20 protein-coding genes (1 of these 20 only partly in view) are annotated in these 23,601 nt (G+C 41.3%); 1 reads left to right on the plus strand and 19 read right to left on the minus strand.

Features of this window, described 5'->3' with window-relative positions; translation table 11 throughout:
- From hisA to uvrB, 10 genes are all read right to left on the minus strand, one after another.
- A protein-coding gene (gene hisA / locus BrL25_RS08365; RefSeq protein WP_018669840.1) for a 1-(5-phosphoribosyl)-5-[(5-phosphoribosylamino)methylideneamino]imidazole-4-carboxamide isomerase crosses the window boundary here: on the minus strand, positions 1-118 show its beginning. The gene continues 629 nt to the left of window position 1, outside the view; 118 of the gene's 747 nt are visible here — the first part of the coding sequence; the start codon lies at positions 116-118; its stop codon lies beyond the left edge, outside the window.
- Positions 115-735 carry an imidazole glycerol phosphate synthase subunit HisH gene (hisH, locus tag BrL25_RS08370; RefSeq protein WP_018669839.1) on the minus strand — a complete coding sequence of 207 codons (621 nt, stop codon included), beginning with the start codon at positions 733-735 and terminating at the stop codon, positions 115-117. Before hisH ends, hisA begins: the two co-directional genes overlap by 4 nt.
- A gap of 4 nt (positions 736-739) precedes the next feature.
- On the minus strand, positions 740-1,339 hold the full coding sequence (hisB, locus tag BrL25_RS08375) for an imidazoleglycerol-phosphate dehydratase HisB (protein WP_018669838.1): 600 nt from the start codon (positions 1,337-1,339) through the stop codon (positions 740-742).
- Between the two features lie 52 nt (positions 1,340-1,391).
- Complete coding sequence (gene hisD, locus BrL25_RS08380; protein ID WP_018669837.1) at positions 1,392-2,663, minus strand: histidinol dehydrogenase; 1,272 nt, start codon at positions 2,661-2,663, stop codon at positions 1,392-1,394.
- A 5-nt stretch (positions 2,664-2,668) separates the two neighbouring features.
- Positions 2,669-3,307 carry an ATP phosphoribosyltransferase gene (hisG, locus tag BrL25_RS08385; RefSeq protein WP_051088560.1) on the minus strand — a complete coding sequence of 213 codons (639 nt, stop codon included), beginning with the start codon at positions 3,305-3,307 and terminating at the stop codon, positions 2,669-2,671.
- Positions 3,308-3,342: 35 nt separating this feature from the next.
- Positions 3,343-4,515 (minus strand): ATP phosphoribosyltransferase regulatory subunit, encoded by a 1,173-nt coding sequence (locus BrL25_RS08390; protein WP_018669835.1) that lies wholly within the window; start codon positions 4,513-4,515, stop codon positions 3,343-3,345.
- 281 nt (positions 4,516-4,796) lie between these two features.
- Positions 4,797-5,279 carry an acyltransferase gene (locus BrL25_RS08395; protein WP_018669834.1) on the minus strand — a complete coding sequence of 161 codons (483 nt, stop codon included), beginning with the start codon at positions 5,277-5,279 and terminating at the stop codon, positions 4,797-4,799.
- Positions 5,280-5,326: 47 nt separating this feature from the next.
- Positions 5,327-6,253, minus strand: a complete 927-nt coding sequence (gene hprK, locus BrL25_RS08400) for an HPr(Ser) kinase/phosphatase (protein ID WP_176452362.1) — start codon at positions 6,251-6,253, stop codon at positions 5,327-5,329.
- A 186-nt stretch (positions 6,254-6,439) separates the two neighbouring features.
- On the minus strand, positions 6,440-9,328 hold the full coding sequence (gene uvrA, locus BrL25_RS08405; RefSeq protein WP_018669832.1) for an excinuclease ABC subunit UvrA: 2,889 nt from the start codon (positions 9,326-9,328) through the stop codon (positions 6,440-6,442).
- 12 nt (positions 9,329-9,340) lie between these two features.
- On the minus strand, positions 9,341-11,317 hold the full coding sequence (gene uvrB / locus BrL25_RS08410; RefSeq protein ID WP_018669831.1) for an excinuclease ABC subunit UvrB: 1,977 nt from the start codon (positions 11,315-11,317) through the stop codon (positions 9,341-9,343).
- A gap of 174 nt (positions 11,318-11,491) precedes the next feature.
- On the opposite strand from uvrB, the gene BrL25_RS08415 reads away from it, so the two are divergent.
- Positions 11,492-12,334, plus strand: coding sequence for a flagellar hook assembly protein FlgD (locus BrL25_RS08415; protein ID WP_018669830.1), 843 nt, complete (start codon positions 11,492-11,494; stop codon positions 12,332-12,334).
- Between the two features lie 147 nt (positions 12,335-12,481).
- Here BrL25_RS08415 and BrL25_RS08420 read toward each other — a convergent pair whose 3' ends face one another.
- The 9 genes from BrL25_RS08420 to BrL25_RS08465 form a co-directional block, all read right to left on the minus strand.
- The gene (locus BrL25_RS08420; RefSeq protein WP_018669829.1) at positions 12,482-13,954 is read right to left on the minus strand and encodes a hypothetical protein; all 1,473 of its coding nucleotides are present in this window, start codon (positions 13,952-13,954) and stop codon (positions 12,482-12,484) included.
- Between the two features lie 20 nt (positions 13,955-13,974).
- Positions 13,975-14,376 carry a helix-turn-helix domain-containing protein gene (locus BrL25_RS08425; RefSeq protein ID WP_018669828.1) on the minus strand — a complete coding sequence of 134 codons (402 nt, stop codon included), beginning with the start codon at positions 14,374-14,376 and terminating at the stop codon, positions 13,975-13,977.
- Between the two features lie 187 nt (positions 14,377-14,563).
- The gene (locus tag BrL25_RS08430) at positions 14,564-15,847 is read right to left on the minus strand and encodes a PDZ domain-containing protein (protein ID WP_018669827.1); all 1,284 of its coding nucleotides are present in this window, start codon (positions 15,845-15,847) and stop codon (positions 14,564-14,566) included.
- Positions 15,848-16,038: 191 nt separating this feature from the next.
- Positions 16,039-17,520 carry a S41 family peptidase gene (locus BrL25_RS08435; RefSeq protein WP_018669826.1) on the minus strand — a complete coding sequence of 494 codons (1,482 nt, stop codon included), beginning with the start codon at positions 17,518-17,520 and terminating at the stop codon, positions 16,039-16,041.
- A gap of 83 nt (positions 17,521-17,603) precedes the next feature.
- On the minus strand, positions 17,604-18,791 hold the full coding sequence (locus tag BrL25_RS08440) for a murein hydrolase activator EnvC family protein (RefSeq protein ID WP_018669825.1): 1,188 nt from the start codon (positions 18,789-18,791) through the stop codon (positions 17,604-17,606).
- Positions 18,792-18,835: 44 nt separating this feature from the next.
- The gene (gene ftsX, locus BrL25_RS08445) at positions 18,836-19,729 is read right to left on the minus strand and encodes a permease-like cell division protein FtsX (RefSeq protein ID WP_018669824.1); all 894 of its coding nucleotides are present in this window, start codon (positions 19,727-19,729) and stop codon (positions 18,836-18,838) included.
- A complete protein-coding gene (ftsE, locus tag BrL25_RS08450; RefSeq protein WP_018669823.1) occupies positions 19,719-20,405 on the minus strand; it encodes a cell division ATP-binding protein FtsE in 687 nt (228 codons plus the stop codon). The genes ftsX and ftsE overlap by 11 nt, the downstream gene beginning before the upstream one ends.
- A 393-nt stretch (positions 20,406-20,798) precedes the next feature.
- Positions 20,799-22,247: an argininosuccinate lyase gene (gene argH / locus BrL25_RS08460; RefSeq protein ID WP_018669821.1), complete on the minus strand. Its 1,449-nt coding sequence runs from the start codon at positions 22,245-22,247 to the stop codon at positions 20,799-20,801.
- Positions 22,244-23,521 (minus strand): argininosuccinate synthase, encoded by a 1,278-nt coding sequence (locus BrL25_RS08465; RefSeq protein ID WP_018669820.1) that lies wholly within the window; start codon positions 23,519-23,521, stop codon positions 22,244-22,246. Before BrL25_RS08465 ends, argH begins: the two co-directional genes overlap by 4 nt.
- Between the last annotated feature and the right edge of the window lie 80 nt (positions 23,522-23,601).

The following is a 23,601-nucleotide window of genomic DNA, read 5'->3' on the forward strand; positions in this document are numbered from 1 at the left end:
TTCGAGCAATATCATGAGGAGACTCCCCATATACTGTCTCTTGATTGAAATCCCCTTGGAATAAACGAACACACTTCCCTCCACGTATATCGATAGCAGGATAGATAGTGAATGTCATGACAGACCCTCCTTGCATTGCTGTACAAAATTAGCTAATAAACGAATGCCTGTTGACCCGCTCTTCTCTGGATGAAACTGCATACCTGTAACTTTTCCAGACGAAACAATCGCTGCTACATCATGATGATAGTCCGTGGTTGCAAGCAAATGAGTCGGATCATGTACCTGTACATAATAGGAATGCACAAAATACGCATATTCTCCTTCTAGTACTCCCTTTACTAAAGGATGCTGACGATTCCTTAGAGAAAGTTGATTCCATCCCATATGAGGAATTTTAAAATCTCCCTGAAAGCGTACAACTCTCCCTGGGAGCAGGTCTAAGCCTTTATGCTCCCCATGCTCTTCACTTTCGCTAAACAATAGTTGCATTCCTAAACATATTCCCAATATTGGACGATCTGTCCGTACATATTCTCGGATCGCTTGATCTAAGCTGATTGCTCGTATATATCTCATGGCGTCCCCAAAGGCACCTACACCTGGTAGTAATAATCCACTATAGTTATTTAAGTGTTCTGGTTGACTAACGATCTCATGTGCTACCTCTAAACGTTCCAGCGCTTTGCGTAAACTAAACAAATTACCCATCCCATAGTCGATAATTCCAATCATGTTTCTACAGCATTCCTTTCGTAGAGGGGACTCCTTTTACTCGTGGATCGATCTGCGTTGCTTCATCCAACGCACGGCCTAAGGCTTTGAATATCCCTTCAATCATGTGGTGGGTATTCTGGCCATAATGCAAAATAACATGAACGTTCATCCGTGATTCTAAAGCAAATTTCCACAAAAATTCCTGCACTAGCTCAGTAGGAAATTGTCCAACCTGCCAAGAAGGATAAGTAGCACGGTATTCCAAATGAGGCCGATTACTTATATCAATCACCACTTGGGCCAACGCATCATCCATAGGAACAAATGCATTCCCATAGCGTTTGATCCCCGTTTTATCACCCAACGCCTCACGTACGGCCTGACCTAGACAAATTCCGATATCCTCAACCGTATGATGATAGTCAATCTCGATGTCGCCTTCTGCTTCTACCTGTAATTGAAAATGGCCATGACGCGTAAATAAATCAAGCATATGCGACAAAAAGGGAACACCTGTGTTTAGTCTGCTCTCTCCATTTCCGTCTACTGCAAATTGTAAAGCTACATTTGTCTCGTTGGTTTTTCGCTTTATAGTTGCTGTTCGACTCATAGCCTGTTCCATCGCTTTCTTCCTTTCAGCTAAGTTGACAACACTCTGTTATCAGCCTTTATCATTAACACTCTGCTATCCTAACTTGAATAGCTTTGGCATGAGCTGTTAACCCTTCTGCCTCCGCCAATCTCACAATCTTTTCTCCATGTTCTACGAGATCAGCCTTACTATAAGAAATAACACTCATTTTTTTAATAAAATCATCCACTGATAAAGGAGAAGAAAAACGGGCTGTTCCATTTGTTGGTAAAACATGATTCGTTCCTGCAAAGTAATCTCCTACAGGTTCGGAGCTGTAGGGACCTAAAAAAACAGCTCCGGCATTTTTTACTTTCCCTAAATGACTAAAGGCATCTTCCACATGTAACTCTAGGTGCTCAGGAGCTAATCGATTAACCACTGCAAAGCCTTCTTCCAAATCAGCCACAACACAGATAGCTCCATGAGAGTGTAAGGAAGCTTCAGCGATCTCTTTTCTTGGTAAGCTCACTATTTGCTGCTTTATTTCAAAAGCTACTTCCTCAGCTACTTTTTGTGAGGTCGTAATCAAGATAGCTGATGCCATTGAATCGTGCTCCGCTTGTGACAGGAGATCAGCAGCAATATAACGGGGCGAGGCTGTTTCATCTGCTAACACTACGATTTCACTAGGACCGGCTATCATATCAATGCTTACCACTCCAAACACCTCACGTTTGGCTAGCGCTACATAGATATTGCCCGGCCCTACAATCTTATCTACAGCAGGAATAGTCTTGGTTCCATACGTAAGTGCTCCAATTGCTTGAGCCCCACCAACTTTATAAATCTCCGTCACACCAGCGATCTCGGCAGCAACTAAAACGGCTGGGGCAACCTTACCTTCTCGATCCGGTGGTGTGACCATTACAATTTTCTCCACCCCTGCGACTTGTGCTGGAATGGCATTCATGAGAACAGAGGAGGGATAGGAAGCGGAACCGCCAGGAACATAAAGCCCCACGCTATGTAGAGGCCGAATCATTTGGCCTAGCATAGTTCCAGACTCTCTTGTCGTAAACCAGGATGTACGTGCCTGATGTTGATGGTATGCGCGAATATTGTCGGCAGCTTCTTGCAACGCTTTTTGCACCTCGTTGGAAACGAATGTCTTGGCAGCTAGATACTCTGCTTCCGTTACTCGAATCTCACCTACTGTTACTCCATCATATTTTTGTGTAAATGTACGAATTGCTTCATCGCCATACTCTTTAACCGCTTGTAAAATCTCCCGTACCGCACTTTGCTGTTCTTTGGTGCCTCGGTCAATACTACGTGTGATACTTAGCTCGCGTGCATTTATAATCCGTAGCATGCTGTCTAGTACCTCCTATCCTTCTCATCTCTGAGTACCTCTGCTTTTGGAATGACCTGGAGAAATTTTTGGGCAATGTCCTCTACTGCTTCACTTTTCATTCGATAACTTGAGCGGTTAGCAATTAATCTTGTAGTAATATCACAAATATGTTCAATCTCCACCAGACCATTCTCTCGTAATGTCTGTCCCGTAGAGACAATATCAACAATTCGTTCAGCAAGTCCGATCAAAGGAGCTAATTCTACGGAACCATTTAGCTTAATGACCTCGACCTGTTGACCTTGCTCTCGAAAATAACGTGATGCGATTGTAGGATACTTAGTAGCTACTCTAGGCTGAACCGCTGGCTGATACTGAGCTAAACCAGCAACTACCATGCGACATCTCCCAATTTCAAGATCAAGTAATTCATAGACGTCTCTGTCTTCTTCCAATAAAACATCTTTGCCTACTACACCAACATCTGCTACCCCATACTCCACATAAGTCGGTACATCAGCTGGTTTTGCCAAAATAAATTCCATCTGAAAATGAGGAACAGGAATAATTAATTTGCGGGAATCTTTGAAATTTTCCTCAAGCACGATTCCTGATTCCTGTAAAAAGATTAATGATTCTTCAAAGATTCTACCCTTTGGCATCGCTATCGTTAATTTTTGCAACGATTCTGTTTTTCTCACGGTACCTCTCCTCCCCAGATAACAACATGATTTTGCTCGCAATTTACAAAAGCATGCTCTACCTCTGCTGACCACCTCGCTGTAATAACGATATTTTGTTCATCACGTTTTTGCTGTGCATAGCGAAGAGCCTCTTCCCGTTGATGTTGCTCATATAGAATGACATAACGTTTTTGATTAAAAGGGGCTACTATATTTGCTACCTGTAATAAACAATCAATTTCCAGTGCAAACCCTGTAGCTGCTGCTGAACGACCAAATTGCTCTAACAACCGATCATATCGTCCGCCACTTAACAAAGATGAACCTATATCTGCTGCATACCCTTCAAAAACAATTCCTGTATAGTAATCAAAACGACCAATAAGTGTTAAGTCCAATAAGATATGCTCTTCCACACCATAAGCCGCCAACGCATCCCATAATGATGAAATGGTTTGCATAGCTTCTACCGATTTCGGATTACGTAAGAGCTGCATACCCTCCTCAATGCTCTCTCTACCACCACGTAATTGAAGTAAGGAAAGCAATTTCACTTTCTCTTCCTCCGTGACAGATAATGTACTCACAACCTGTCGATATCCTGCATAATCTCTATGCTGTAGGCATTTCACCAAGCTCAACCTCTCGTGTTTATCCACCACGATTTCTTCTAACAAGCCTGTTACCACATCCACATGACCAATCGTTATTTTAAAGGCAGCTACACCTGCTTCTTGTAAACATGAAATTGCTAAGGCGATCACCTCAGCATCAGCATCTACACTAGCATCCCCGATAAGCTCCACTCCTGTTTGATAAAATTCAGCAGGACGTCCAGCTTCTTTTTCTTGCGCACGAAATACATTCGCTTGATAAAATAACCGGATAGGATAAGGTACGTGCTTATACAAGGAGGAGACAACACGTGCTATAGGTGCCGTCACCTCAGGACGTAAAATGACAGTATGTCCCTGTTTATCCAACAGCTTAAACATATGGTCGGTCAAGGTCGCACTTGCTACCCCCACCGTTTCAAAGTACTCCAGCGCAGGCGTAGCAATTTCATCATAACCCCACCTCGATATACATTGACGCAAAATTCGTTCAATTACACGTTGTTTTTGTAACAGCTCAGGCAATACATCCCGCATGCCCAATGGCTTTTCAAAAACCAAAGGTGTAGCCATCCTCATTCCCTCCTGCTCCTATAGACACTTTACTCTGCTAATAAACTAAAGCGTGTGAATTAGTAGAAAATATACTACTAATTATCAAAGAGGTCAACATTTTTTTATGACAGCATGTCTTTGTGTTATATCTTTGCCTACGTACTTAGTAGTCAAAAATATATTTTTTAGCCTCGACCACAAACAGAGGCTTTATTACACTTTTCCCTATTGCACTTCTATAAACGCTTTATTTACAATAAAAAAACCTTCGTCTCCTGACGAGACAAAGGTCCTCTACTTCACTGTCGAATGATTTGTAACGGATTTCCACCCACAAATGCTCCTGCTGGTACATCACGGTGAACAACACTCCCTGCTGCAATTACTGCACTATCACCAATGACTACCCCTGGCAAAATCGTGGAATTGGCGCCAATTAATACACGGTCACCAATAATAACTTCCCCTAGTCGATACTCGTCCACTAAATATTCATGGGCTAAAATTGTAGTATTGTAGCCAATTACGCAATTTCGTCCAATCGTAATTAGTTCAGGATACATAATATCCATCATGACCATCAATGCTACAGCAGATTGATCGCCTACTTTGATTCCAAGAAAGGTACGATACATCCAATTCTTCACAAACACAAACGGACAATAACGCGCCAGTTGGATAACAACAAAGTTTCTGCAAACCTTCCAAAAACTCACGGTTTTATACATATGCCAAAGCGGATTTACTCCTCCCGCTACGGGATATCGTTTGGTGTTACGCATAAGCGTCAGATTGCTCCTTTACCTCTTCCTATAGGGATCGCATCATCTTAGATAAATGAATCATGATCTTCAATTGTATCTGTCAAACGCTTAGAGAAATGCACAGCAGCATTGTAGCCCATGCGTTTCAAGCGATAGTTCATAGCTGCTACCTCGATAATAACTGCTAAATTTCGACCTGGACGCACAGGGACGGTAATGACCGGCACATCTGTATCCATTACTTTCATTTTTTCTTCGTCTAGTCCCAAACGTTCGTAGTGCTTATGCTGATCCCACAGTTCTAGCTTCACGACCATATCAATGTTTTTCGTATTACGCACAGCTCCTGCACCAAACATCGTCATTACATTGATAATACCTACTCCGCGGATTTCTAATAAATGTTGAATTAAATCAGGTGCCATCCCCGTTAAGTGGCCTTCTTGTGTTTGACGAATCTCTACAGCATCATCTGCTACGAGACGATGACCACGCTTAACCAGTTCCAGAGCTGTCTCACTTTTCCCTATTCCACTAGCACCAAGAATAAAGACGCCCACTCCGTATACATCCGTAAGAACCCCATGAATGGTAGCGGTTGGAGCAAGACGATCTTCTAAATAATTTGTAAGCTTACTAACCAGACTGGTTGTAGGTAAAGGAGATTGAATGACAGGTACTCCTCTACTATTAGACACATCCAGCACTTCTTGTGGCAATTCCAAATTACGCGCTACACATAAGCAAGGTGTCTCCTCACTCATTAAAAAGCTGAGTCTATCAACTATGGTCTCTTTAGGTAATGTATGTAAAAATTCCATTTCAGTCATTCCGAGAATTTGGATGCGTTCTCCAGGATAATGGGATTTATATCCCGCTAGCTGTAATCCAGGTCGACTTAAATCAGTAACGCTGATCGGGCGACTTAACCCTTTTTCGCCACTTACTATTTTCAGTTGAAAATGTTCGACAAGATGACTGACATTTACCATTTGTATCAAACACCACTTTCCCAGCCAAGATTGCTGTTTTCCGTTATTTCTTACCCCTATTGTAACGAACGCACCTTGTGCAAACAACTCTCTTCGCGAATTGACTTTATCTTTCATATCGTGTAAATGAAAAGGCACCCTGTTAAAAAGGATGCCTTTCCCATGTTGTAATGTAAAGCTTTTACCCTAGGTATGATTAACTAGCTCTTGAATCCGTTCTTGGGTACGCTTGCGATCACGTTCAAGAATAGGTCCCAAAAATTCACCTGTATACGATCCCTTAACCTTGGCTACCTCTTCAGGAGTTCCTGTAGCTACAATACTACCTCCACGTGTTCCACCTTCTGGTCCAAGGTCGATTATATGGTCTGCTGTCTTAATAACATCCAGATTATGCTCAATAACCAAAACAGTATCCCCATTCTCTACTAATCGTTGCAAGACTTTTAGCAATCGATCAATGTCGTAGGTATGCAATCCTGTTGTTGGTTCATCTAGAATGTATATGGTGCGCCCCGTACTTCGGCGATGTAATTCAGAAGCTAATTTAACGCGTTGGGCTTCTCCACCTGATAAAGTAGTTGCCGGTTGTCCTAGCTTCATGTAGCCTAAACCAACATCAAGCAAGGTTTGAACCTTCCGTTGGATTTTCGGTACATTTTTGAAAAACTCAACTGCATCTTCCACTGTTGTTTCCAAAATATCAGAAATGCTTTTGCCTCTATATTTAACCTCTAAGGTCTCACGATTGTATCGTTTACCATTACAAATCTCGCAAGGTACGTATACATCCGGTAGAAAATGCATTTCAATCTTAATAATACCGTCCCCTGTGCAAGCTTCACAACGCCCGCCCTTTACGTTAAAGCTAAATCGCCCTTTTTTGTATCCACGCACTTTTGCTTCATTAGTGGAGGCAAACAGGTCACGAATATCATCAAACACACCTGTATACGTAGCTGGGTTCGAGCGAGGTGTACGACCAATTGGTGACTGGTCAATATCAACTACCTTGTCCAAATGCTCCAAGCCATTAATCCGTTTAAATTCTCCAGGCTTGGCTTTTGCACGATTTAATTCACGTGCCAAAGCTTTGTGTAGAATCTCGTTGATTAGGGTACTTTTTCCTGAACCAGAGACACCCGTAACAGCAACGAACACACCTAATGGAATCTTGACGTTTACATTTTTCAGGTTGTTTTCTTTTGCCCCTTCAATAATCACCCATTTATCGCAAGCTTCTCCATTTTGTGCAGGCTTACGTCTTTCAAGAGGAACAGGGATGAATTTACGCCCACTTAAATAAGCTCCTGTTAGAGAGTCAGGATTCTTCATCACTTCTTGTGGGGTTCCTTCCGCTACTATCTGTCCACCATGAATCCCTGCTCCAGGACCAATATCGATAATGTAATCGCAGGCTAGCATCGTATCCTCGTCATGCTCTACTACGATAAGTGTATTTCCTAAGCTTGTCATATGCTCAAGCGTCTTAATCAAACGAGCATTATCGCGCTGATGTAGACCAATACTTGGCTCGTCCAAAATATACAAGACTCCCATTAGACTAGAGCCAATCTGTGTAGCTAATCGTATACGTTGGGCTTCTCCACCTGATAAGGTTCCTGCCGCTCGACTTAATGTAAGGTAATCAAGCCCCACATCAATGAGGAAATTCAGTCTGGCTTTGATCTCTTTTAAGATCATCTGAGCGATCTTAATATCTTTCTCACTTAACTCGACTTGATCAAAAAATTGGTGTGCATCTACAATAGATAGACTGGTTAACTCCGAAATATTACGTTTGCCGATCAAAACAGCTAGGCTCTCTTGGCGCAATCGCTGACCCTTACAAACCGGGCAAGCTTTTTGACCCATGAAGCCTTCAATTTGTTCCCGTATATAATCAGAACTGGTTTCTAGGTGACGTCTTTGTAGGTTAGGGATTACCCCTTCAAATGCCACTGTAGCCTCACGTACTTGACCAAATTCATTCTCATAACGGAATTGAATTTTTTCACCTTTACTACCATATAAAACGATTTGTAATTGCTCATCTTCTAGCTCTTCCACCGGTACATCTGTAGGAATGCTAAAATGACGGCACGCTGATTCTAACAATTGTGGGTAGTAGGTAGAAGACTTTGGTTCCCAAGCTGCTACAGCACCCTCTGACAATGTTTTTGCAGAATCCGGAACAACCAGATCAGGGTCCACTTCCATCCGCACTCCCAATCCATCGCATTCTGAGCAGGCTCCATACGGACTATTAAATGAGAAGATTCGCGGTTCTAACTCACCAATCGAGAAGCCACAGAGTGGACAAGCATGCTTCTCGCTAAATAGTAGTTCTTCCTGATCGATAACATCGACAATCACCTTACCGTCTGCTAAACGCAAAGCTGTTTCTAAGGAATCAGCAATACGTGTCTGAGAATCAGGTTTGACAACGATCCGATCAATTACAACTTCAATGCTATGCTTTTTGTTTTTTTCCAAAAGAATCTCTTCAGATAAATCCCGCACTTCTCCATCAACACGAACCCGTACATAACCTTGTTTACGGATATCTTCCAATAGCTTTACGTGCTCTCCTTTACGTCCCTGAACTAAAGGAGCAAGAATTTGCATACGGGTCCGTTCCGGGAATTCCATAATACGATCTACCATTTGTTCGATCGTTTGTGAACTAATTTCTATTCCATGAGTAGGACAAACAGCCTTACCAATACGCGCATACAACAGACGCAAATAATCATAGATCTCTGTCACTGTTCCTACAGTAGAACGTGGATTGCGACTAGTGGTCTTCTGATCAATCGAAATAGCTGGAGATAGACCATCAATAGAATCTACGTCAGGCTTATCCATTTGTCCAAGAAATTGACGAGCATAAGCAGATAGCGACTCTACATAACGACGCTGTCCTTCCGCATAGATCGTATCAAAAGCAAGAGACGATTTTCCTGAACCAGATAATCCCGTTAAAACAACAAATTTATCTCGTGGGATGACGACATCTATGTTTTTTAAATTATGAGCGCGTGCACCCTTCACCACGATTCGATCTAATGGCATGTATTTCACTCCCTACAGGTCTGCTTTCAACTCCAATATCAAATCACGAAGCTCTGCTGCACGTTCGAACATGAGATTGCGTGCGGCTTCCTTCATTTCCTCTTCCATTCGCTCGATAACTACAATACGATCTTTTTTCGGCATCTTCTTTACATCTAAGTGTGGTAGATAATCAGCTTTCTCCTCCGCCACTCTTGTTGCTTCAATAACTCCACGAACAGCTTTTTGAATCGTTTGTGGCGTAATGCCGTGCTTTTCATTGTAAGCAAGCTGGATTCTACGCCGGCGTTCTGTTTCTTGTATTGCTTTCGTCATTGAATCAGTCATTTTGTCAGCATACATAATTACACGACCCTCTGCATTCCGCGCAGCACGCCCAATGGTTTGAATTAATGACCGTTCATTGCGCAAGAAGCCTTCTTTATCAGCGTCTAAAATCGTAACTAAAGATACTTCCGGCAAATCCAATCCTTCCCGCAACAAGTTAATCCCCACCAAAACATCAAATTCACCCAATCGCAAGGCGCGTAAGATCTGCATGCGCTCAATCGTCTTGATATCGGAATGCAGGTAACGGACTTTAATGCCAATCTCCTTCAAGTAATCGGTTAGATCTTCTGACATTTTCTTCGTAAGCGTCGTTACTAAAACACGCTCGTCTTTAGCAATGGTTGCCTGAATTTCGCCGATTAAATCATCAATTTGGCCTTTTATTGGACGAACTGTGATAGTTGGATCAACTAAACCTGTTGGACGAATGACCTGCTCTGCCATCTTAGGCGTGTGCTCAAGTTCATATACTCCTGGTGTAGCTGAAATATAGACTGCTTGCTTTACTTTCTTTTCAAATTCCTCAAACCTGAGTGGTCGGTTATCGCGTGCGGACGGTAAGCGGAAACCATGCTCCACCAGTACATCTTTACGCGCTCTATCGCCATTGTACATCCCGCGGATTTGTGGCAGGGTCATATGAGACTCGTCTATCACCATCAAAAAATCATCTGGGAAGTAATCAAGTAACGTGTACGGAGGATGTCCCTCCGGTAAACCAGTCAAATGACGGGAATAGTTCTCAATTCCCGAGCAAAAGCCCATTTCTAACATCATCTCAATATCATATCTCGTACGCTGTTCTAGACGTTGAGCCTCCAGTAGTTTGCCTGCTGCTTGCAATTCTAGCAACCTTAGTTCAAGCTCCTGTTCAATATTCTCAACAGCCTTCTTCATTTTTTCTTCACGGGTAACAAAGTGAGATGCAGGGAAAATCGCTACGTGGTCTCGGCTTCCCATAATCTCCCCGGTTAATACATCAATCTCTGTAATGCGCTCAATCTCATCACCAAAAAACTCTACTCGTATTGCCTGTTCACTGCGCGACGCCGGGAATATTTCCAGCACGTCTCCTCGAACACGAAACGTCCCACGAGTAAAGTTAATATCATTGCGATCATATTGAATATCTACTAGCCGATGCAAAACCTCATCTCTGCTTTTTTCCATGCCCGTACGCAAAGAAAGTACCATTTCTCTATATTCAATCGGGGAACCCAAACCGTATATGCAAGAAACAGAAGCTACAATGATTACATCCCGTCTCTCTAATAACGAGCTAGTTGCTGAGTGACGTAATTTATCAATCTCATCATTAACGCTTGAATCCTTTTCAATATAAGTATCCGAATGAGGAATGTAGGCTTCCGGTTGATAGTAATCGTAGTAACTAACGAAGTACTCTACCGCGTTATTTGGGAAAAATTCACGAAATTCTGCTGCCAACTGTGCAGCTAAGGTTTTGTTATGCGCCATGACTAGTGTAGGTTTGTTCACCTGAGCTATCATATGAGCAGCTGTAAAAGTTTTACCTGTTCCGGTAGCACCCAGCAGAGTTTGATGACGTTTACCAGCCTTTATTCCTTCCACTAACTCTGCAATCGCAGTAGGCTGATCACCTGAAGGCGTATACTCCGAAACTAACTCAAAACGATCCACGGTCCCCTCATCCTCCTTTATATATCCTATCCTTCATTATAGCACAATCATTTAAAATCTAAGCAAAAACTCGAACGTTTGTTTGTCTATTCGTTATAAGTGATTTTACCGATAATAATGAAAGATAGCAAGTCTATCTGTCTGATAATTTTTACCCATTTGGGAGGAAAATGAATGCCGACCAACAACATACAAAAGTCGATGGCGGCGGCTAAGACCGCAGCACAAAGCACAATACCGAAAACAAAGTCTTCCGTACTACCAGAATATAACTATGCCAATAAAAAAGAATATTCAACTGGGTTGGATAGCGAGTCTTTTATGAAGCTAATGATTGCCCAACTTGCGAATCAAGACCCGATGTCACCAATGGACAACTCTCAATTTATGATGCAAACTGCTATGATGACAATGGTAGAAAAAGTGTCGAATATTGAACTTCTCATGAAGGAGTCAAATAGCAGTCTGTTAAACGTAAAAGAGTACGAGGAAATCATCGGTAAAAAAGCTACCTATGAGGTGGCTCGTAAAGATGAGTCCGGACAAATATATGTAACAACAGCTTCTGGTACCGTTAACGGTGTAAAAATGGTCGAGGGTAAAATTTGGTTTTTAGTGGGTGACGATATTATCTCCCAACAGCAAATCCATGGCTTAGAATCGCTTACGTCCCAAACTGGCGTTGACCAAACGCTAAAATACGCTAATATGATTGGTTATCAAGTTACGTATACGGAACAAGGGAAAGACGCGGATGGTAAACCAACCTCAACTGAAGAAACAGGCATCATTCAAGCAGTCAGCATGAAAAATGGTTTAGTTGAATTTGTTCTAGAGAACGGTAAAAAGATTAAATCTACGGATATCGTTGGGCTTGAAGTAGTAAAACCAGAACTAGAGCCAGAGCCAGAACCGGAACCAGAGGAAGAAGTAGAACCACCTTCTGAGCCAGGGGATACAGATGGTACTGGTGAAACAGATGGCTTCCAAAATCCTGATGGTTCTGAAACTCCTTAAGAACAAGAAAAACCCACTACCTAAGAATTGATAAGAACAACAAAAAACTGCTTTTCAAAAGACAAAGATGACCTCAAAAAGTAGCTTGAGGTCATCTTTGGTTTTCCATGCTTGCTTAAATGAAGTCTTATCTGTCTCAATGGTCTTCTATACATATTCTGAGGTTAGTCGCTGCTCCATACTAAGAACACCATTAATTTTGTAATAAGGAATCTGATCTGGGTGTTCCATGCTTCTGGCTAACTCTTCCTGCTCCCATTTTCTTAATATCTGCGCAGCCTCTTCCATTCTAATTCCTGCCCCGTAAGCAAATTCATGTATGGTCAACGCTCCGCCCTTTTGCTCTGCTACCTGAAAGCCCATTCTCTCCATTCGTTCTGACTCGGTCGATACTCGAGAAGCGATCGTGCCAAGAGCAAGTAAGAAAATGATCCCCCATGCAATTCCAAACATCCACATACCATACCTATCAGCAACATAACCTCCCATCCCACTTAGTAGACAGGCTAGCATGGCGTATTGCATAAATTGAATGATCAGTTTATTACTGTGTTCCATAGGTGAGAAAAAAGAACGATTCTGATTAATAACCGATTGATCTGTTATCTCTGGAAAATAATATAGTATAGAGCCATCATCTAACGTATGAATAGATGCATATCTATTTTTGAACCAATTTTGAATAGTAGGTTGTACAGAGTCAATTGATTCGTATGTATAGGCTGCAATCTCTTTTTGATAAAGATATCCTTCTTTTTCAAAAATGTAATCCATGATATCTATCTCTCTCATTCGCTTCATGGTCTTGTTACTCTGAACATAGCTAGAAATGCCCAGTAGAATAAAAAAGCTAAGGGAAACAGACGTAGCTACAATATATATTTTTGCATGTTCAAGGATATAATGTTTATCTACAAGATCAAATAGTACAATGAGCAGCACAAGTAATACCTTAACAAGAATATTTCCTGCTGTAAAAAAACGAACCACTTTGTTTTCACGTATAGATTCAGGTACTATGACGTTTAACAGTTGAGCATGATTCTTCTTAGTCATCTGCTTCTGATTTTCGTTCCAGTCATCGTCATCATCCCAATCATCGTCTTCGTCTTCATCTTCTTCATCCCATTCACTGTCACATTCATCATCATTCTCCTGATCACTATCCTGATTAGATCGCTCCAACGATTGTAATATGTAAGGGTCTAAATGATATATAGTTCCACTCCCAGTATTAATAATACTCTTAAATACTCCCTTTTCTTCTAAATCCCTTACTATTCTGTCACATTCATCTAGACGTAACGAAGATTCTAAAGAAAATAATGGGACAGATAATCTCCCATTATGCCTACCTGCAATAGACAAGGCTAATGCTTCACAACTAGATCGATATTCTCTTTTAAGTAAACGTTTTTTTCGAATAGAGAAAGCTAGGAAAACTATGGTTATTATACCGATAAGGACGGCGATAAAAATAGCATTTTCTTGGATTTTTCTAAACGTATAGACAATTGCTAGTATGGTAGAAAGATATAAAAATATATAAACAAGTTCAAAGAAATCCTCTCTCCGTTGCTTCGTTCTTTCTGATTCTACGTCTCTTGTATAGATCGCCAATGATCTCATTCACCTCTTTATTATTTAAACCCAGGAAAATAATAAATAATATCTCCTGTCTGAGCCACACTTAGTTCTGCATATCCTTGCTTTTGTAGTTTCTGTAACGCTTCTATTGCCTGTTTAATAGTTAATTCAGTTTGGGCCGCTATATCAGATGGTGTGATATAACCTTTTCTTTTTTCAGCTATTGCTAGAATTTGTAGAATCATAGTGGATTCCGTATTCCAAAAAGGCTCTCTTTCCATGAACCCCTCATATCTTTGCTCCTCCCTTTTTAATTGCCACGGAATAATTGCAAGAAAACAAATGAGATAAGAAACCAACCAAACTGTAAAAGGGTCACTTTCAAATCCAATTAATGGAACTAACCAATTTAATAAAAACGAAAGTCCTATGGTAAGAATGATAAGCAGTACCATTATTCACCTCCTTATCTATAGATCGTATATACTCATATACTTATGATTTATACATCCACGCCCATAATCCTTTGATTTTCTTTTCATTTTTATAGTTTTCGATAGTACAAAAAAAACGAGTAAGGGACTGCCATACTTGTCCTTTACTCGGGTAATACATGATGTTCTATGTTCTACCTTCTATCTTCTAAATTCCAAGCTCGTGCTCTCCTTTAGACTTATGCTTCTTTACTCCATGTAAACCAATCTCCTGCATGGAAACAAAATGCGTTGTTCGCTCGTCTGGTACCACAATAATTCCAAGCTGATGATGTTGTCCCGCATAGATAGCACTCTGCGTAAATTTTATTTCATTATCCAATGTTAAAACTTCCATTTTACAGAATGCTGGATTAACTTGTAACGCTTGATATAAATCTTCTTTTACAGAGATCGGGTGCCCATTTACCTTAACGATCACCTCACCGATCCTAATTCCCATTACATCGGCAGGTGTCCCTGGCAGAACAGCCATCACTTTCAAGCCCTTTTCAGCAGGAACATAGTAGGGAGGCAGTTTCTCTTCTTGACGTGAGCTTAGCCAGCCCAACCATTCGTGTCCAAAAAATGCAAAGAGGGCAGCCACATATACAAGAGACGGAATGATTACTGCTGCATAGCTTATTCCAAGCAAAAGGAATGAGTAGATAAATAAATGCTTGGATAACGAGTTCGCCTTTGCCTGAGGTGTTTTCGTTTTGGTAATAGCAGAAAAACCCGTAATAGCTGGTAATAGTAGCATTCCAAGTGTAGCCATCGCCCAATCAGGAGAAAACAATGGCCAACCTTGAAATAAAGCAGGCACATGAAATGCTTCTCCCGTAACAGGTGTTAATACAATAACAGGTGTTAACCAAAAGGAATGAAGTTGGTAAGCACCTACAACTCTTCCACGTTTACCTTCTACAAACAACGGAGATGCATGTCTGCCTCCATGACTTCTAATAAACCACGCTTCTACGATATGTAAAAGAGCTACTAAAGCTAATAATGGTGCTGGATTAGCATGAGCAAACCAACCCCAGACTTTGTCGAAACCAGATATCTCTCCTACTATGGGAAATAGTTTAGCAATTCCGTGTAAGCCGGTAAAAATAGCTGTCCCATAGGCTAAACATAGAAATCGAAACCTTACAAAGGCGAGTAATAGAGCAATTGCCCAGGCGATCCACATGTCAGATACCTGAATGAAAATACCTAGTAAACCAGCTACCAGACTAACAAACAAACCACCTACCATCCCCAGACCAACGGAACGGAGAGTCTGTGTCAATGGCGAATGTATTCGTACAGAAAACAGTTGACGCTCCCATAACATTTGTTTGCGATAATGCAAGTAAATAAATATGAGAAACGCATATAAGAGCGGATTTAACAGAAAATGTACCAATGCGTACAAATAGTTGCTTATAAGGTTCCAGAGCACACTCAAAATTCTCTCCCCCTCAAAAAATATAAAAGAGAACTTGGCAGCTGCCAAGCCTCTAGTGCCGGCAAAACTTATTGCACTTATTCTATCATTGTTAACAATCTATCTTCATGCAAAAAAAGAACCACGACCGTTTTGTTCGTGGTTCTTACTTTCTACAGAATAGAAAGGTTTCCCTGCTTTTTTTCTTTGGATTATTTTACCTTAGACTGTGCGGTGATTTCCAATGCACGTTGCAATTGGCGATCATTATTCGGATCTTTCATTACTTTAATTAAAGCGGTTTGCATCTCTAGACCCGTTTTTTGATCAACTTTTCCCGTAGCTTCAAGCTTGTGCGCCTGTTGGAATTTTTTCACTGCCGCTTCAGTTGAAGCATCATAATAGCCATCCATACGATCTGGCTTCAATTGCAATCCTTTAAGAATTAATTGGAGGTTCTTAACGTCCAACCCATTCATATCACGTGATAATACCTTATCATGTGGGAGCTGAGTTGCTTTGAAGTAGTCTGGCTGATTGACAACTTCATTAGGTTGGATACCTTTTTTATGAATCCAATCCCCTTTTGGTGTTAACCATTTGGCAATTGTCAGCTTCAACTGGCTCTTATCCTTCATTTCCATCGTGTTCTGAACGGTACCCTTACCAAACGTTTTTTCACCAACCAATTTTGCACCTGCACTCTCAGAAAGGGCACCTGCTAAAATTTCAGAAGCACTAGCAGACCCTCCATCAATAAGTACAGTGATTGGATACGGCTTTCCCTTATCCACTTTGGAATAAAACGTCTCTACTTGTTCGTTATTATTTCCATACGAGATTTCAACGATTTTGGCTTTGTTAGGGACCAAGCCTTCACTAATACTAGTTGTCGCCTTTAGATAACCGCCTGGGTTACCACGAACATCAATGATTAATCCTTGAATTCCTTTTTTCTCTAGTTCAGCCAATTCTCTATTAAAATCGTCAGCCGTGGCACTTGCGAAAGAAGTCATCTCCAATTTACCGATCTTTTTACCGTTACTCTCTAGGATAGAGCTATAGACCGTCTCAATTGGAATATCATCTCGAACTATTACAACAGTAATCGGTTCAGGCTGTCCTGCACGCAAGATTTTAAGAGTAGCCTTGGTTCCTTTAGGTCCACGGATTTTGCCTACCGCTTTATGCAAATCTAAGCCTTCCAAAGATTCGCCATTAACGCTAAGCACCTGATCGTTCGGACGAAGCCCCGCCTTTTCTGCTGGGGAGGTTTTTATCGGTGAAACAATGGTAAGCTTACCATCCTTCATTGTTACTTCTGCACCAATTCCTTCAAATGAAGAATTAAGAGATGCATTAAATTCTGCTGCTGCCTGAGGATCCATATAGTCTGAATACGGATCATCCAACGCAGAGATCATGCCATTGATGGCACCCTCCATGAGTTTGTCATCAGCTACCTCATGCACGTAACGCGATTTGATTATTTTATATACTTCCTGTAGCTTAGCAAAGTCTTTGAGCGAATCTTGTCCACTACCAAGAGAGAAAAGACCGTTGCTTCCGCCAGCCACTACTGCATTGGTTGCAGAGCTTAACGGAGCTGTCTTCACAGCAATCACAGTTAAGAGACTACTGGTCAACATACCAGCTAGCACAAGGGCGAGCACCTTGCGTCCGTTCCAGTTCATACTATACACCATCCTTTTTGTCAGCCATGGAAAAGCTATGCAACTAGTGTATGCAAAGTGGAGCTACAATATTTGCGAGACTGCTAGCGGATATAAGGTGCTGGATCAACCGGTCGATTGTTTTTATACACGGTGAAATGCAAATGGTTACCAGTTGAGCGTCCAGTGGAACCTACCTCTGCAATCTTTTCACCACGTTTTACAGCTTGTCCAACCCGAACCTTAATTCCGCCCTCACGAATATGTCCGTACAGCGTGCTAATTTCGTTATTATGCTGAATAACGACTGCATTACCATATCCACGCATCGTACTAGCAAAAATAACAACACCATCTTCAGCCGCCTTAATCGTTGTTCCTTTAGGAGCAGCCATATCAAGCCCATCATGACCAGCTGACTTTCCTGTAAACGGATCAGCTCGATATCCAAACGAAGAGGTAAGAACAAACGAATCAAGTGGAACGCCTAATTTTCCACCTTTGTAATTGCTAACACTACTTAAATTTTGCTTTTCTAACAGCTTAGCAGATTCTGCCTGAATCATCGCTCTCATGGCTTCCTGTGCTTCTGCTTCGATTTCTACGAGATCGTTTTCCTTCTTCTTAAGCTCCGCTTTCACAACGACACTGCGATTATATTGTCGATCCAGCTCCTCTTTTAAATCTTCGCTTTTTGAGAACATCGTTTTATAGGAAGCAAGTAAATTATCCACGTCTTTCTTCCGTTTTTCAATGGTTTGTTTATCCTTTTTGTTCTCTTCCAAAATTCGATTATCCTGTTCGACAATTAGTTTCATGCCGTGCATGCGTGTTAACAAATCGCCAAAATCAGAGGAGCCCATCAATACATCTAGGTAAGAAACCTTACCGCGTTTATACATTGCTTTGACACGTGTCTTTAATAGCTCATCACGCTTAGCCACCCGATCTACAGCGGAATCTAAATCTTCCTGTGCAACCACGGCTTTTTTAGCTGTTGCGTTGATATCCTTATCCAGCTTGTCCAGCTTCTGCTGTGTTTCTTCTCGCTTTAGATCAATGGCGAATAGCTCATGATCTAAATTTTTCTGCTCGCTTCTCACTGTATTAATTTGACTTTTAATATTACTGACCTGAAGTTGTTGCTTCTTTTTCTGTGATCTGATTTGTTCTAGCTCACGATTAATCGTCTGTAATGATTTCTTACTGGCATACCCCGCAGGAGCAGGCGCTAATCCCCATGCCAGCATACTGGTCGCTAAAACAGAAAGAATGAGGTTATTCTTTTTCATTTCACGTGCCCTCCCATAGCCTTATTCTATCAATTGCTCTATCATTACACCTTCAAGAATTTGCGAACGGAAAGCATACTTCCCCAAATACCAATAAAAGCACCAATTCCTATCAATAATAACCCTACTTGATAGGCAAACGGATCCATTGGCAATAAAGGAAGCATTGAGCTATACATGCTAGCGTGTATTTGTTGCAATAAATAGTAGTAGCCTACTGTAAGGATAGTAATAGGAATAATCGCTCCCATTACACCCATAAACAGACCTTCAATAAAGAAAGGCCAACGAATAAACCAGTTGGTTGCTCCTACTAATTTCATAATTTCAATTTCACGACGGCGTGCAACAATTGTTAGTTTAATGGTATTAGCAATCAGGAACATCGCCGTAAAAGCTAATCCAATAATGAAGAAAATGCCTACATTACGCATAATATTGGTTGCGGTAAACAAATTGTTCACCGTTTCCGCCCCATAGTCGACATCTTCAATATGTTCCATCTCTTTGACCTGCTTAGCGACAAAATCTACATCTTCTGGTTCTTTAGTCTTAACTACCAATGCATCTGGTAGAGGATTCTCTTTCTCCAAGCCGTCCAAAAGCTTTCCGTTTTCACCTAGCTGCTCTCGCAAATCCTTTAATCCCTGAGCTTTCGGAACATAGGTAACGGTTTCTACAGCAGGTAATGCTTTCACTTGTTTTTGTAAATTCTCTGCTACTGCTTTATCGGAGGTAACATCCATAAAAACACGAATTTCAACCTGATTTTCAACCAATTTTGCCATGTGATTTACGTTTAATGCGAGTAGTAAGAATACACCTAAAATCAATAATGTAATGGTTACGGCACTGACTGAAGCAAAAGTCATCCAGCCATTCCGTCCCAAATTCTTTACACCTTCTCGCACATGGCGTCCGTATGTACTAATCTTCATAACCGTATTCCCCTCTCTGTTCATCGCGGGCAATTTCACCAGCTTCAATCGCGATGACACGACGGCGAATCGTATTAACAATCTCACGGTTATGTGTTGCCATTACAACGGTCGTTCCACGCTGATTGATTTCTTCAAACAAGCGCATAATATCCCATGAAGTTTCGGGATCAAGGTTACCTGTAGGCTCGTCCGCAATAATGATACTTGGATTGTTAACGATAGCCCGCGCCAATGCGACACGTTGTTGCTCTCCACCCGATAACTCTCCTGGCAGCATTTTTGCTTTATGCTTTAATTTAACAAGATTAAGCACATCCAGAACACGAGGCTTTATGCTTTTCTGATTCGCCTCGATGACTTCCATTGCAAATGCAACATTTTCAAATACCGTTAAAGTTGGCAATAGTTTAAAATCCTGAAACACAACTCCGATACTTCGGCGTACATTCGGTATTTGTCTTTCCTTAATACGACTAACATTAAAACTGTTTAAAAAGATTTGTCCTTTGGTTGGTCTCTCTTCACGATACATTAATTTAATAAAGGTTGATTTACCTGCACCACTCGGACCTACAACATAGACAAATTCACCCTTATCAATCTTTACATTAATCCCCTTTAGCGCATTAGTGCCATTGGGATATGTTTTCCAGACATCATACATCTCGATCAAAAGAATCACACCCTACTATCGCTTATGTTCTTGAAGCATCAGAAAAAGACAAAAAATACTAGCATCTGATCACTTTTTCTATTATACCACTGAGTTTCTGTGTTGTTATCCCCTAATTATCGCATTTCTTGTCGGCAAAATGGAAAAAAACAACATAAAATTGTGATCTTATACCCACTTTTTTATATTGACAACTATTTTCTTACTTTTTTGACATAAGTTCTTATCCAAGTAAAACCTAGTTTCTAGCCCGTTTTTTAACGAAATGATCTTCAGGTATTTTCCCCATCTCATAGAATATTTTTTGTTGACTAGAGAATGTTCACAGCAAAGGGGACCAGCTTTGAACCAGCTGATCCCCTTTGTCGCTACAGCATTACAGTCTATTTTCACCTATACAACAGGCGACTTAATATCCACCAAGGCCTCCACCATAACCTTTTGACTATGTGTTGCCACCCACGCTTTGTTTCCTTTTCCTTGCTGCTGGTAAAATTGAATCTGCTGTTCAACCTGTTGTTTGGCCGTTCCACCTAGTACATTACGTGCATTCACGACCGCATTAATATCTAGTGCCTGGTACACATCCTGATCGATAAGCGGGGAAAACCCATGGAATTCTTCTAAGGTAAGATCTAGCAAATATTTTTGACGTTCAATGCAGTACAGAACCGCTTTTCCCACGATTTCATGTGCCTGTCTGAACGGAATTTGTTTCGTTACTAGATAATCTGCCAAGTCCGTCGCATTAGAGAAATCCTGTGTGACTGCTTTTCGCATCTGCTCCGTTTTTACCTGCATAGTAGAAATCATAGGCGTTAACAAAGCCAGTGCTCCATGTAACGTCTCCACTGTATCGAACATGCCCTCTTTATCCTCTTGCATGTCTTTGTTATAGGCGAGCGGTAGTCCTTTTAGTACCGTTAGCATTCCGATTAGATTCCCGTAGACACGTCCAGTCTTTCCACGGACAAGCTCTGCTACATCAGGGTTCTTCTTTTGTGGCATGATGCTAGAACCAGTGCAAAACGCGTCGTCTAATTCAATAAAGGAAAATTCCTGACTGCTCCAAATAACTAGTTCTTCGCACAAGCGGGAGAGATGGGTCATTAATAAGGAAGCATTGGATAAAAACTCGATAATAAAATCTCGATCGCTCACTGCATCCATGCTATTTTGATAAATCCCGTCAAACTGAAGCATAGAGGCAACGAACTGTCGATCAATCGGAAAAGTAGTCCCAGCAAGTGCTCCCGCTCCGAGAGGTAATGTATTTACCCTTTTAAATGAATCCTGCATCCGTTCCAAATCTCGTTGTAGCATAGATACGTATGCCATCAAATGATAGCCAAAAAGCACTGGCTGCGCCCGTTGTAAATGAGTATACCCAGGCATAACGGTCTCCAAATGATTTTGGGCCTGATCTAATAATGCCTGTTGTAGGTACATGCTTAATTCAATAATTTCCATCAGTTTTTCACGTAGATATAAATGCATATCTAGCGCCACCTGATCATTCCGGCTTCTACCTGTGTGGAGTTTACCACCTAAGGCTCCTATTTCTTCAATTAATAGTTTTTCAATATTCATATGAATATCTTCATGCGCTATGTCAAATTGAACCTGCTTCTGCTCGATCTTTTCTTTTACCTTTTTCAAGCCAGCAATGATTTGACGTACCTCATCCATAGACAGAATGCCGCATTTTCCGAGCATGGCTACATGCGCCGAGCTACCCACAATATCCTGACGCCATAGTCTCTGGTCAAACGAAATAGAAGCTGTATATTCATCTACGAGTTGATTGGTTGGTTTAGTAAAACGTCCTCCCCAAAGTTTCATGGCATGATCGCTTCCTTTGCTGTTTTACTTGTAGAAGGAGAAGCATCTGTAGCAAAGTTATTTTCAAGCTCGGCATTGTTTTCATCATTAATCTGCGAATATACCTTTGTAGGCAATCCCCACAATTTGATAAAGCCAAGTGCTGCTTTATGATCAAATTGATCCCCAGAATTATAGGTAGCCAATTCATGACTATACAATGACGCATCTGATTTACGTCCGACGACAATAGCCTGACCCTTATGGAGCTTGACACGAACAATACCTGTTACATTTGCCTGAGTCTCTTTAATGAAGGCCTGTAGGGCAGGACGAATTGGAGAATACCAGAGACCCTCGTAAATCACTTGAGCCATTTTTTGTTCCACGATTGGTTTAAATTGAGCGACTTCACGAGGTTGTGTCAGAAACTCCAGCTCCCGATGTGCTAGAATGAGTGTAGTAGCAGCTGGCGTCTCATATACTTCACGAGATTTTATACCTACTAAGCGATTTTCCACATGGTCAATCCGACCGACTCCATGCTTGCCTGCAATCTTATTTAAAGCCAGAATTAGCTCAGCTAACGTCATTGCTTCCCCATTTAAAGCAGTCGGAACACCTTTTGTAAAACTGATCTCAATCTCTTCCGCTTGATCTGGAGCATCGTCAATCGAGGCAGTTAATTCATAAGCTCCTTCAGGTGGTGCAGCCCACGGGTCTTCTAGAACGCCGCACTCGCAGCTTCTTCCCCAAAGATTCTGGTCGATTGAATATGGGTTATCTAGATTGATCGGGATGGGAATATTATTTTTCTTGGCATACTCGATCTCTTCATCACGTGTCCAACCCCACTCACGAACTGGCGCAACAATTTGAATATTTGGATGTAGGGCGGTAAATGAAATATCAAAGCGCACCTGATCGTTTCCTTTACCAGTGCATCCATGAGCAACAGCTACTGCTCCCTCCTGATTCGCGATCTCAATCAAAATTTTAGAAATCAAGTAACGAGACAGCGCTGATACCAAAGGATATTTTCCTTCGTACATGGCATTAGCTTGTAAAGCTGGTAAAACATATTCATTCGCAAAGGCTTCCTTCGCGTCTACTACGATGGATTTATATGCACCAACTTGCATCGCTTTTTTTTGGACAAACTCCAAATCCTTTCCTTCCCCCACATCAAGGGCTACCGCGATTACGTCATAGCTATAAGTATCTTGCAACCATTTTATTGCTACAGAAGTATCTAAACCACCAGAATACGCTAAAACAATTTTATCTTTTGCCATTGTTGTCTCTCCATTTCGTAGTGTTTTTCTGGGTAATTATACATATTGTACTATAAAATTACATTATTTCCATATCGTTC

Source organism: Brevibacillus laterosporus DSM 25, assembly GCF_002706795.1.
GTDB lineage: Bacteria > Bacillota > Bacilli > Brevibacillales > Brevibacillaceae > Brevibacillus_B > Brevibacillus_B laterosporus.